Annotated in this window: 9 protein-coding genes; 7 read left to right on the plus strand and 2 right to left on the minus strand. The window is 42.3% G+C overall.

Annotated elements, in window-relative coordinates; genetic code table 11:
- Positions 1–32 precede the first annotated feature (32 nt).
- On the plus strand, positions 33–2,102 hold the full coding sequence (locus tag MKX35_RS13930; RefSeq protein WP_076299348.1) for a serine hydrolase domain-containing protein: 2,070 nt from the start codon (positions 33–35) through the stop codon (positions 2,100–2,102).
- A gap of 95 nt (positions 2,103–2,197) precedes the next feature.
- Here MKX35_RS13930 and MKX35_RS13935 read toward each other — a convergent pair whose 3' ends face one another.
- On the minus strand, positions 2,198–2,629 hold the full coding sequence (locus tag MKX35_RS13935) for a flavodoxin domain-containing protein (RefSeq protein ID WP_076299347.1): 432 nt from the start codon (positions 2,627–2,629) through the stop codon (positions 2,198–2,200).
- Positions 2,630–3,042: 413 nt separating this feature from the next.
- Here MKX35_RS13935 and MKX35_RS13940 point away from each other — a divergent pair, with 413 nt between their 5' ends.
- The 6 genes from MKX35_RS13940 to MKX35_RS13965 all read left to right on the plus strand — a co-directional run bounded on the left by MKX35_RS13940 (position 3,043) and on the right by MKX35_RS13965 (position 12,637).
- On the plus strand, positions 3,043–3,384 hold the full coding sequence (locus tag MKX35_RS13940) for a DUF4181 domain-containing protein (protein ID WP_042189760.1): 342 nt from the start codon (positions 3,043–3,045) through the stop codon (positions 3,382–3,384).
- Positions 3,385–3,610: 226 nt separating this feature from the next.
- Entirely contained in the window at positions 3,611–4,516 is a 906-nt protein-coding gene (locus MKX35_RS13945; protein ID WP_076299346.1) for a phosphatase PAP2 family protein, read from the plus strand.
- Between the two features lie 84 nt (positions 4,517–4,600).
- Positions 4,601–5,956 carry an MFS transporter gene (locus MKX35_RS13950; protein ID WP_076286555.1) on the plus strand — a complete coding sequence of 452 codons (1,356 nt, stop codon included), beginning with the start codon at positions 4,601–4,603 and terminating at the stop codon, positions 5,954–5,956.
- A 33-nt stretch (positions 5,957–5,989) separates the two neighbouring features.
- On the plus strand, positions 5,990–8,254 hold the full coding sequence (locus MKX35_RS13955; protein WP_076299345.1) for a beta-glucosidase family protein: 2,265 nt from the start codon (positions 5,990–5,992) through the stop codon (positions 8,252–8,254).
- A 24-nt stretch (positions 8,255–8,278) separates the two neighbouring features.
- Positions 8,279–9,979 carry a glycoside hydrolase family 3 protein gene (locus tag MKX35_RS13960; RefSeq protein ID WP_076299344.1) on the plus strand — a complete coding sequence of 567 codons (1,701 nt, stop codon included), beginning with the start codon at positions 8,279–8,281 and terminating at the stop codon, positions 9,977–9,979.
- Between the two features lie 123 nt (positions 9,980–10,102).
- Positions 10,103–12,637, plus strand: coding sequence for a GH39 family glycosyl hydrolase (locus MKX35_RS13965; RefSeq protein WP_081382846.1), 2,535 nt, complete (start codon positions 10,103–10,105; stop codon positions 12,635–12,637).
- Here the strand turns inward: MKX35_RS13965 and MKX35_RS13970 are convergent.
- Complete coding sequence (locus MKX35_RS13970) at positions 12,585–13,430, minus strand: lipase family protein (protein WP_081382853.1); 846 nt, start codon at positions 13,428–13,430, stop codon at positions 12,585–12,587. The genes MKX35_RS13965 and MKX35_RS13970 overlap by 53 nt on opposite strands.
- Between the last annotated feature and the right edge of the window lie 9 nt (positions 13,431–13,439).

A 13,439-nucleotide genomic window follows, 5' to 3' on the forward strand; every position in this document is an offset into this window, starting at 1 on the left:
AGGAATGGAAAATTCATAGCGGGAGGGAATGTATGAAGAAGAAAATAATATCCCTGTTGATGGTATCTTTACTTTTAGTAGTTTATCTTCCAACGAATGCATTAGCAGCGGATAGTAGCAAAACGCAAACATATGTGAACACTCAGAAGGTCGCAGCAGAGAAGGCAGCATTCTTAACGGAAAAGATAGGAACGACAAGTCTCCAATATGCTCTTATCGATGGCGATAATATCGTTATGAGCGGCACAGCTGGATACAGCCATGTGGAGAGCAAGACAGCACCAAGCACTACAACGATGTATGGAATTGGCTCGACGAGTAAAATGTATACGACCGCTTCTATTATGAAGCTCGTTGATCAAGGAAAGGTAGATTTGGATGCACCTGTCGTATCGTATCTGAATAATTTTACAATGGAAGATTCACGCTATAAGCAAATCACCGTACGAATGCTGCTGAATCATTCATCAGGTCTTGGGGGTTCGAACTTATCAAACTCTTTCTTATTCAATGATTCTGATTCTATCGCCAAAGATAATTTGCTAGCGACTTTGACAACTCAACGCCTAAAGGCAGATCCAGGAGCCTACTCAGTATATTGTAATGATGGATTTACGCTGGCGGAGTTGATTGTTGAGAAAGTTAGTGGAATGGACTTCACTACATTCATCCATCAGAATTTTACAGGTCCTTTAGGGCTTGGGCATACGAAAACGCCAGTAGATTCTGTGGATTCTAGACAGCTGGCAAGTGTATACAATGCTACCTACCCTGCCGCTTTACCCCAAGAGACGATTAACGTGATTGGAACAGGGGGCATCTATTCTACGGCTGAAGATTTGGTGCGATTTGCAACTATTTTCACTGGAGGATCGAAAGAACTTCTGTCAGAAAAATCAGTAAAAGCGATGGAGCAAGAGGAGTACAAGCGTGGAATGTGGCCAAAAGGAAAAGATAATTCGTTTGCGTATGGATTGGGCTGGGACAGTGTAAATTTATATCCATTCAATCAGTACGAGATCAAAGCTCTGACAAAGGGTGGGGATACAACTCTGTATCATACTTCACTTGTTGTATTGCCTGATCAGCAGATGGCAGCAGCTGTGGTATCTTCTGGTGGGGATAGCACAACCGATCAGATGCTTGCTAACGAAATATTGCTCAGTGCGCTACAAGAAAAGGGAGTTATCAAGGAATTAAAACCTACACCTACATTTAAAGCTTCGAACAAAGAGGTTATGCCGCAGGAATTGCTGGATTATGCTGGTGTCTATGCTGATTCTACACAACTGATGAAGATAGAGATTAGTAAAGCTGGGGAATTGAGTATATCTTCGATTATGGCACCTACATTTCCAGCTCAGAAATTTTCGTATAATACAAACGGTGAATTCTTAGATGCAACGGGTACTAATAAAGTCAGCTTTGTGAAGGAAAGCAATGGTCGTGTCTACCTTTGGATTCAAGGGTACGGGGTCATTCCAGGGCTTGGTGAGACTGCTCTTTCTCAATATTCAGCTGAAAAGCTAGAGGCAAACGCTTTATCCAATGAGGTCTTGTCAGCTTGGCAGCAGCGTCAAGGGAAATTGTATTTTGATGTCAGTGAGAAGTATAGCTCACAATTTTACATGAGTATGCCAGTAGCTGGAATTGCTATGTTCCCTGATGCACCGGGCTATATGGGCTCAAATAAAATAACTGGGCCGAATAAAGCTGAAATGACCGTGCAAATTCCAACTTTAGGTGGGCGCGATCTTGCGGATATTGTTTTTGAAAATAAAGAGGGCGTGGAGTATCTCAAGATTGGAAACCAATTATTTATAACGCAGGATGCCATTAAACCTATCTATGCCGGCCCGCAATCATTGGTAACCATTCAAGCAGATGGATATGCGAGATGGTATGAAGTACCTGAGACAGCATCAGGCAAGTTGATGACAGTAGGGCTACCACCTAAAGGTTCCTTTGCTGTCTATGATGCGAATGGTGTGTGTGTAAATTTCTCTACTGTCAGTGGTCTTACGAAAGTTAAACTTCCGAATAACGGGAAGATTGTATTTGTAAGCGATGTGGGTGCGAAGTTTGAATTGACAATCAAGTAGTAATAAACCATTTAAGTATATTTTATTAAAAAAGATCCTGTTATCCAGATAATATATCTGGATAACAGGATCTTTATTAGAAAATTCTATATTCCCTATTTAAAATTCTTAGAAAACTCTTTTATTTTATCTACAAAAATCCCCTTGAGCTGATCAGTACCTTCTTTGGGAGCCTTATAGGCTTTATAACCGCCAAAGGATTCGATGCAAACCGCAGCTTGTTTTAGATCATTCGGAAAATTCTTCTCAATTAACTCCTCAGTAGTCTTTGGTTTTTCGTTACAAATATAGTAGCCCATCTTCTTATTTAGTAACTCATCTTTATTTTTTTTGATAAAATCACGAATTGCTTTATATATTTTCTCGTCTCTTACTCCAGCACCTAAAATAATGCTATCAAATGCCTCAAGACTTGGCTTCTCTATTTCAATATTACAGATCTTACTCTGAGGAAGCTCTTCTGATAATACCTTTGCGCATTGCTCTGTTGCCCCTGATTTTGTAGCGTATAGAATAAGTACTGCCATTGTGGTCCCTCTTTTCAGTTTAAATTGTTCAGGTTTCAAAATACCCTCGCAAATCGAATATCTTGATAATCGAGATATTATCTATACTATCGAAAATGCAGATCTTTTGTCAAGTTAGCAATAAGTTCTCATGCGTTAATCAAACACCCTTATTATGGTATCATAGGGATAATTACGCTATCACTAACTACATCTTTTAAGAATCAAACGATAAAGAGGGGAGTGGAGATAAGTTGAGTATTATCGTAATGCTAGTCATCTATTTTTTGCTTGGAGTATTCGTGATTAAATTAGGCATCGATAACTCTAGAAGTACGCAAATATCAAAAGAATTATTAAATGAGTTAAGAGAAATCAAAGAACTAATGATAAGAAATAAATATGAATAACTTCTTAGAAGGAGGGCAACAGGATTGATCATTCCATTTTTATTATTAATTATTGCTTTTTCTGGTTTTTTTCTAAGGATATGGATTGTTGGCCCGGATAAAGAAAAACTTTCTGACGACGGTAATGAGCTAAATATAAAAGGTAAATTAATACTCGGACTTATTGGATTAATTTCGGTAATTGTCATAATGATAGCTGATGGCGTACAGGGGATGGGAATGAAGTGGTTTTGGATTGTATTCATAATTATTTCCCTAGGATTTCAGTCATTTATTGATTGGAAATTTTTAAAGCATACGAAACAACATATCGTTTCACTGATTTTGTTAGTTGAAGGTGTGGTGTTAGTTTATTTCCTTTTCTAATCGTTTGTACCATAAAGCCTAATCTCCTGTCGCGTGCACAAGGGATTAGGCTTTTTTGCTTATTGTAGATGAACGATCCTTTTGATTTATTGATCACTTTTTCACATAAGAGGAGGGTTAAAATCTACCCTAGTTTAAGTTATTATTCGCCTATCCGAATTCATGAATGGAGCTTTATAATCTCAAATGTAAGCGTTTCCTAAATGAGTATAAAGGGGATGAGGAGATGACGACAAAAGGGACAAAACGTTTTATATGGGGATTTCTTATAGTATGGGTCATGTTAATGACGATCTTTACGTTTAATGATCTGAATCTATCCAAAGCTCTGTATAACGAACATGAATCGCGGTTTGGTTGGTTTTTTGAGGTATATGGAGAACATCCAGCTTTTCTAGTGTTATTCGCAGCTGGGAGTATTCTATTTAGTACGGTTAGAAATGAACGGTTGATAAAGAAGATTGTGGTCCGTCTGGTGTCCGGATTATTCATCCTACTTAGTGGATTTGGTATTATAACGATTACTTTAACTCGTGGGTATGGGCTGGATGGGGATCATGTTATGATCAACAGTTTAATTATAACCGTACTATTTGCAACGTTGTGTCAATGGCTATTGAACCGTATAGCTGTTCAAACGCTCAGACAGTATAATCGTGCTGCTTGGGCAGCTATCGTGATCGTATTCGCGGAGATTCTGCTTGTAAATGTCCTCAAAATCTTTTGGGGAAGGATGCGTTTTCGTAATATGGAGGGCGATTATTCTCTATTTACAAGCTGGTTTCTCCCACAAGGCATTCAAGAGAACGGCGTCACAACGGAAGCATACAAATCCTTTCCTTCGGGTCACTCTGCCAATGGCTGGACCATGATGCTGTGGATGATGTTTATGCCTTTCGCTAATAAATGGCGCAATATCATGCTTGTCTGTGCGGTAGTGTGGGGAATCAGCACCTCGACTAGCCGCGTCATTATGGGAGATCATTTTGCAACGGATGTATTATTTGGAGCGTTTATTACAATTACTTGTATGCTGCTGTTCTGTAAGCTCTTTAAGGTTGATCTGTATCCTAATAGTCAGCCTAACGCTACCGCTCTGTTAAAAGATAAAAATGCCCCCTATTTTCGTTAAAATACGGACAGTTTAAAAGAATCAGCTTCAGTACAATGCAATTAAGAAAGCGCTAACAAAATGCGGCGCAGGGGAGATGGTAGTATGAATGAAAATCAAATGCCATGGAGAGAGCGAATTAGTTATGGGCTAGGCGATACCGCGTCAAATCTAATTTTCCAGATGACAACACTTTACCTCATGTACTTCTATACGGATGTGTTTGGTCTGAACCCTGGTGCAGTAGCTGTGGTATTTCTTGTTGCACGGGTAATCGACGCGATCGTCGAGCCGTTCATTGGTGTCATGATTGACCGCACGCAAACAAAGTGGGGGAAATGCAGACCCTATTTTCTTTGGCTTGCTGTTCCTTTCAGCTTGACTGCAGTACTTATGTTTTTGACGCCGGATTTTGGTGATACGGGCAAACTTGTATACGCATACATTTCGTACACCGTGCTCGGTATTATGTATTCCGGTATTAATCTACCACTGTCTGCAATCCTGCCAAGTCTGACTAGTAATTCTAATGAACGTACAGTGATCAATACGGTTCGTATGATATTCGCCGTAATTGGGGTTGTTACAGTTAGTGCTGGAACGATGCCGCTTGTGAAAGCTTTTGGTGGTGGCGATCAAGCAAAGGGTTTTCTGGTCACCATGATCTTGTTCTCAAGCATTGCACTGCTGCTGTTTCTAAACATGTTTGCGAACACTAAAGAACGCGTAAAAGCCATTGATGAAAAACCGCTTCCGATGAGAGAAGGTGTTAAAGCGCTCAAAGGCAATGTACCTTGGTTGATCATGCTACTGATGAGCTTGTTCCTGTGGATCACAACATCGATACAAGGACAGACCAGCATTTATTATATGACCTATTATATGAAAAAGCCTGAACTCATTCCTATCGTGAATTCGATGCAATTGTTGATGATATTTTCGATGGTGATCGCTCCTTTTGTAGTGAAGAAAATTGGGAAAAGGAACACAATTATTATGGGATCAGTGGTGTCTATCATTGGCTACCTTATTGCAATTACTGGGGGGAATGCCCTTTCTGTTCCGGTGCTGTTGGCAGGGCTTCTTATAAGCGGGCTTGGCATGGGAGTAGGAGCAGGTCTGATTTTTGCAATGATGGCCGACACGGTTGATTATGGGGAGTGGAAATCAGGTGTTCGGGCACAAGGCCTACTTTATTCAGCTGCTAGTTTTGGGGTTAAGGTGGGGATGGGACTCGGTGGAGCACTTGGTGGGGTGATATTGTCGATGGGTGGTTATGTAGCTAACTCCACGGCGCAGTCAGAATCCGCATTAGCTGCGATTTCATTTAACTATTTGTGGGCACCGATTATTGGCCAAATTATTATGATTACTTTGCTGTTGTTCTATCGTCTTGACAAGGATCAACCCGTTATGATGCGTGAACTCGAGGAACGTCGCAATTCTTCTATCGCTATGTAAAGAAACGAGTCATTCATAAGGAGTGAAATGAACATGGTACTTAACATTCAAGAAATTATTGCACAAATGACTTTAGAGGAAAAAGCAGGTCTTTGCTCAGGACTAGATTTCTGGCAGACAAAAGCCGTCGAACGACTAGGTATTCCATCCATCATGATGACAGATGGTCCACATGGTCTGCGTAAGCAAAAAGCTGGGAATGATCATTTGGGTATATTCGATAGTGTCCCTTCTACTTGTTTTCCGGCAGGAGCTGGAATGGCTTGCTCTTGGGACCGGGAGCTAATCAAGCAGGTAGGTGCAGCCATTGGGGAAGAGTGTCAGGCAGAAGATGTCTCTATTTTACTGGGGCCTGGAGCTAATATTAAACGTTCACCCTTATGCGGCCGCAATTTTGAATATTTCTCTGAAGATCCGTATTTATCCTCCGAGATGGCAATAGGCCATATTGAAGGCGTTCAGAGCCAAGGCGTAGGAACTTCGTTAAAACACTTTGCTGCAAATAATCAAGAGCATCGGCGTATGTCTGTAGATGCAATTGTAGATGAGCGTACACTAAGGGAAATCTATTTGGCGAGCTTCGAAAGCGTGGTGAAAAAAGCGCAGCCATGGACCGTTATGTGCTCCTACAATCAGGTGAACGGCGAGTATGCTTCAGAGAATCCGTATTTACTCACGGATATATTAAAAGAAGAATGGGGACATGAGGGGTTCGTAGTTTCTGACTGGGGTGCGGTGAATGAGCGAGCTAAAGGCTTAGCGGCAGGTTTGGAGCTAGAAATGCCGTCAAGTAATGGTGCCGGTGATCAGAAGATTATCGATGCGGTTCAGAGCGGAACATTATCTGAAGCAGCACTGGATCGTGCGGTGGGTCGCTTGCTTTCTATTATTTTCAAAGCTGTTGAGAATGACAAAGAAAATGCTTCCTATGATCCTGAGGCACATCACCAATTAGCTAGAGTTGCTGCCAGAGAAAGCATGGTACTCCTTAAAAATGAGGGTGGTCTTCTTCCTCTGAAACGTGAAGGCTCCTATGCTGTGATCGGTGATTTTGCCCGTAATCCACGTTACCAAGGTGGTGGAAGCTCACATATCAAGCCAACTAGGTTGGATGATATATATTACAGCCTTCTAGAAGAAGCGGGTTCATATGCGAAATTGAGTTATTCTCAAGGTTACGTTTCTGATAGCGATGAGCCGAGTCTGGAACTTATTGGGCAAGCCATAGAAGCCGCTTCACAAGCAGATACGGCGATTGTGTTCGTCGGATTGCCAGAGCGCTATGAGTCTGAAGGCTACGACCGGACTCATCTTCGTATTCCAGAGAGTCAGATCCGCTTGATCGAAGCAGTCGCTGATGTTCAGCCTAACACTGTCGTTGTGCTGAGTAACGGATCGGCCATTGAAATGCCTTGGATCAGCAACGTCAAAGCTGTGCTTGAGGGTTATCTAGGTGGGCAAGCGCTTGGTGGTGCCATCTCCGATCTGTTATTCGGAAACGTAAGCCCATCAGGTAAGCTGGCAGAGACCTTCCCTATGGAGCTGGAACATAATCCTTCCTACTTAAATTTCCCTGGCGAAGGAGATACCGTTGAATACAAGGAAGGATTGTTTGTAGGATACCGCTACTACGATGCTAAGCGAATTTCACCTTTATTCCCGTTTGGTTATGGTCTCAGCTATACAACATTTGCATACTCTGATCTTTCGGTAAGTTCGCACTCTTTGAAAGATACTGATACGCTGCAAGTAAGCGTGAAGGTTACCAATACTGGCGCTATGCAAGGCAAAGAAGTAGTACAGCTATATGTAAAAGACATACTCAGTAATATGGTGCGGCCAGAGAAGGAGTTAAAGGGCTTCGCGAAGGTAGATCTGCAGCCTGGGGAAACGAAGCAGGTAAGCTTTACGCTTGATAGAAGAGCGTTTGCTTATTATAACGTGAAGCTGAAAGATTGGCATGTGGAAACCGGTGAATTTGAAATTTTGGTGGGAGCTTCTTCCCAAGAGATCCTGCTTGTTGAGTCTGTGGTTGTTGAATCAACTGTATCCCTCGCTAAATCCTATACCCGTAATTCAACTATAGGTGATCTTATGGGAGATCCACAGGCTGCTGCTATTATTCAAGCTATGCTGTCACAAGCTGGTGAGATGATGCCCATGCTTCAGGATGGCTCGGATATGATGATCGAGATGATGCGCAACATGCCGATTCGTGCAATGGTTATGTTCAGTCAAGGTGCTATGACGGAACAAGGGTTAGATGAGCTGATTAATCTATTGAATTCCAATAAATAAATCTGGGAGAGTGAGATAAAAGACATGATAGATTTGAAAGCTAAACCGTTTCATCTAGATGATGAGGGGATTAAATGGGTAGAACAAACCTTAGCCTCTCTGGATTTGGTGGGCAAGGTCGGGCAGTTATTTTGCCCGATCGGGTTCACCGATGATAAGACGCAGCTGGCACTTTTGACACAAGGGATTAAGATTGGCGGGATTATGTTCCGTCCCGGTCCAGGAGAGATGGTGCAAGAAACACATCGCTACTTACAGGATACATCGGATATTCCGCTGCTAATTGCAGCTAATCTTGAAGCAGGAGGTAATGGTTCTGCGGCAGAGGGTACTTTCTTCGGTAAGCAGCTGCAAGTGGCGGCGACGGATAATACCGAAATGGCTCGTAAACTTGGTATCATTGCCGCGCGGGAGGGTGGTGCTGTAGGCTGTAACTGGGCTTTCGCACCCATTCTCGATATCGACTATAATTTCCGTAATCCGATAACCAATGTTAGAACATTCGGTTCTGATCCGCAGAGAGTAGCTCGCATGAGCAAGGCGTACACCGAAGCGATTCAAGAGCATGGCATGGCGGTATCTATTAAACACTTCCCTGGGGATGGCGTTGACGAAAGAGACCAGCATTTGTTGACCTCTATTAACTCACTTTCAGTGGAAGAGTGGGATGCAACCTTTGGGAAGGTATATGCGGATTGTATAGAAGCTGGTGCACATACGGTTATGGTAGGGCACATCGCTCATCCTGCCTATTCCAGAGAATTACGTCCGGGGATTACAGATTTGGAGATTATGCCTGCAACGTTAGCTCCTGAGCTTTTAAATGATTTATTGCGTAACAAGCTCGGCTTTAATGGATTAATTACTACAGATGCTACGCCAATGGCGGGATTCACAATGGCAATGAAGCGGGAGCTAGCGGTTCCGACATCCATCGCTGCGGGTTGTGATATGTTCCTCTTTAACAAGAGTTTAGAAGAAGACTTTGCCTATATGATGAAAGGAATTGAGACCGGTATTCTGACGGAGGAGCGCGTGAACGAAGCAGTGACTCGTATTCTTGCAGTGAAAGCTGCGCTGGGACTTCATAAGAAGAAACAACAAGGCACGCTCGTTCCAGAAAAAGAAGCCCTTGCCGTCCTTGCTTGCGAAGAGCATGTGCGTTGGGCTCAGGAATGTGCAGATGAGTCAGTAACATTAGTGAAGGATACACAGGAGATGCTCCCCATTAGTCCTGAGAGTCACAAACGTCTACTGGTATTCACACTAGGAGGCGAGGAAGGTTTATTCGGAGGGGCAGATATTGCACCGTACTTCATTTCCAAGCTAAAAGAGGAAGGATTCGAGGTAACGCTCTTTAATAAGAGTGAAGTTGATTTCAGTGCCATGTTCGGAGGTGTAAAAGCGTTAACGGATCACTATGATGCTGCGGTCTATATCTCAAATCTGGAGACCCATAGTAATCAAACCGTTGTACGGATTAATTGGGCACCTCCATTTGGGGCAGACATGCCATGGTTTATTCAAGAAATGCCAACGATGTTCATTTCTGTAGCGAATCCTTATCATTTGATCGACGTCCCGCGTATACCAACGTTCATTAATGCCTATTCACCAAGTAATTATGTGGTAGATGCACTGATTGAGAAGCTTGTGGGGCGTTCCTCCTTTAAAGGAGTTAATCCTGTGGATCCGTTTTGTGGCTATTGGGATACACAACTATAATTAGAATTCATAGAGATCTGTAATAGTATCAAGCGATTGAATAGGATAGTTCTATTCAATCGCTTTTTTTATAATATAATAGGGCATAAGACATATATTGAGAGAGTGAGAGGAGGGTGCTAGTTGCAAAGCTACACCTACGAAAATATTGAGATGGACGATCATCTTCCGGTCCACATGTTTTTGCACAGTACCCATCAGGTCCCGAATCATTGGCATGATAGCATTGAAATATTATTCGTACTCAAGGGGAAACTTGAACTTTTCACAAAGGACAGATTTAGAGAGTTAAATGAAGAAGATTTGTTCTTGATTAATGCTAATGAAATTCATGCGATTAAAGCTGAAGAGAATAATTTGGTGCTAGCGCTGCAAATTCCAGTTTCTTATTTACTTCTGATTGAACCTCAGATCGAAAGAATGTTATTCGATTGTAATTCTGCGGCTGCTAGCTATGAAGAACAATCTAAGTTTGATGAACTTCGTACATTGCTGGCTGAGATGATGCTGCTCCACAATAAGCGCCCACAAGGGTATCATCTACGCATACAGTCCTGTCTTCTTAATTTAACTTATTTACTCATGCAAGGATTTCGTGAACAAGACCAAAGTCCTGAGAAACATGATGATAAGCATCGTGAACGGCTATTGCGAATTACCTCTTATGTCAAAGAGAACTACAATCGGGCAATTAACATCCAGCAGTTGGCCCTTCAGGAGTATTTGACCGTTCCGTATTTATCGCGTTTTTTCAAAGAGTATATGGGTACTTCCTTTACCAAATATGTGAATGCGGTGCGTTTGGATAAAGCTGTAAAAGATTTGACGCTTACCAATCTATCCATCACACAGATCGCTCATGATCATGGGTTTCCCAACCTGAAATCCTTTAATGCGGTGTTTAAAGAGTTCTATCGACAGACGCCTGGAGAATACCGGAAGACCGTCTTGGACGGACGCAGTTCATTTCAGAAAAGCAGTGTGGCCCAGTTTAACTACTTTGACATGAATCCCACACAGGCGTTTGAGTCGCTATTCAAATATCTGCCTAACAAGAATTTATCAGCTTCTTCCAATCTACCAGTTGCCCTTCATATACATAAGCAGACCCATGAGATTTCGGTAAAGTCTAACCAAAGCAAGGAGCTTGCGCATACTTGGAAGAAGCTCATAACGGTAGGAAAGGCCAAAGAGGTATTGTTTGCAGAGGTACAAAGACATATCAAGCAAATGCAACAGGAGATTGGGTTTCAGTATATACGGTTTCACGGTATTTTTGATGATGAGATGATGATTTATGGCGAGAATGAGCGGGGAGATGTGAGCTTAAACTTTGCTTATAGTGATTCATTATTTGATTTTTTACTGTGCTCCGGATTGAAACCGTTTTTAGAGCTCTCTTTTTTACCACGCCAGCTTGCGGGAGAGGGAGCTACTTCTGTTTTTTATAAAAAGAGCTTTGTGGGTAGTCCTAAGGACCTCGGTAAGTGGAATCAGATGATTCATCAGTTTATTACACATTACATCCATAGATATGGCATTCATGAAGTGAGGCAGTGGTATTTCGAGGTGTGGAACGAACCGGAAATCCATATTTTTTGGCCAGATACTTATGAAGCTTACTGTGAGCTGTTCATTTCAACATTTCAAACCATCAAATCCATAGATTCTGAGCTACGTGTGGGGGGGCCAGGTGTTTTATCTCTTACGTTAATGCAGTCAGATTGGCTGACAAGGTTTATGAATGATGTGTGCAGACGAGGCGTAAAGCCTGATTTTATATCCTTTCACAGTTATCCGTATGATGAATCGTTAAGATCAACTCAAGTGATTCAGGTGGATTATGAAGAGAATCCGGATGTGTTGTTTCAGACAATAGAGCTTTCAGCGGATACAGAATATTTATCGCGAGTCATTATTAAAATGAAGAAAACCGTATCGGAAGCTATGGGAAGTGATGTTCCTGAACTGCATATGACAGAATGGAATGCCACAGGCTCTCACCGTGATTTAGTGAATGATACATGCTTTAAGGCAGCCTATATCGTGAAAAATGTACTGGAAAATATGGATGGTCTCCATAGTTTTGGTTATTGGACGGCTACGGATTTGCTAGAGGAGTTCAAAATGTCGTCAGAAACGTTTCATGGAGGTTTGGGGCTGATGACATATAACGGGATACCAAAGCCATCCTTCTACGCGTTTAAACTACTTGCAAAATTAGGCCGCCAATTCATTCATCAAGGGAAAGGATATTACATTACTAGTAGTGATATGGGGCTGCAGGTGTTGATGTATGCTTACGCGCATATCGATTCATTGTACCAAAAAGGTGATGCCTCGCTCATTAATCGCACGAATAGATACGATGTGTTCGAAGAAGGTGGAGACATAGAGTTGACGTTGGAGCTTGCAGATATTCAGCCAGGCTCGTATACGATCAAAAGACATACAATTAACAGGCAAAATGGAAGCGTTTTCGACCTGTGGGTACGAATGGGGGCGCCTCATCCTATAGATGCTGACACCCTTAATTATTTGAAGCAAGCCAGCTGCCCGCAACTGACCTTTGAACAAGTCGAAATAACGAGCACCTATTCGTTAATTAGTAAGTTGTCTCCGCATGAGGTGCAGTTGGTGGAATTGATGCGCTTATGATGGGGTTATTTACAACTGGACAGAATCCTGGGTTCGTTAGACAAAGTTCCTCGGAGTATTGCGGTTGAAGCTTGGATAGCTCTGTGAAATAGTAGCTGATCATATGATTACCACTTGCCGATCCATTCTGAAATGACAGTGATAAAAAAGTGTGGACATGACTGTAATAGTACTTCGTTTCCCGTTTAGGTAGCCTGTATACATGTGGAGGCGCGTAGGTAACAACATCAAAGAGATTGGCATAACGGTAACTCTTGCTGACATATTGTTTAAAAGCATTAACGAAGTTCGGATCGCCTACACGTGGTGAACCATAGGTGTACAGAATAGGTGAGATGTGCGAGGTGTTGGCCGCAAGATCAATAGCACATAAAGTGGCGAGTGCTCCGCCAAGACTGTGACCAGTAATGTATAAGGTCTTATCGGGAGATAACTTAGCGAGTGTAGAGATAATCCCATCGCGCGCTGATGAGTAGATATTCGTGAAACCGCGGTGGGTAAGGGTATCTTCTTTAATGTAATTGAATCTCTCTTGTGAGGCCATAACGTTTGACATCCAATCGGTTGTGGAGCTGGTTCCTCGGAAGGCAACGATAATCTCTTGTGGAGATTCCAAAATAAATCCAAAGCGTTCCCGCACCTCGCTGATGGATCTTGCTTCAATCGTATCCACGATCTGATAATCTAATGGAACGACGAACGAACCCTCTTTATTTGAGAACTGCGCATAGGTCTGTCCGCAGATAGCAGCTAGAAAGATAGCCCTTTGCTCTTGATCATTTTTGGTACCCATGTGCATCCC

The organism is Paenibacillus sp. FSL R5-0923 (assembly GCF_038009145.1).
GTDB lineage: Bacteria > Bacillota > Bacilli > Paenibacillales > Paenibacillaceae > Paenibacillus_AQ.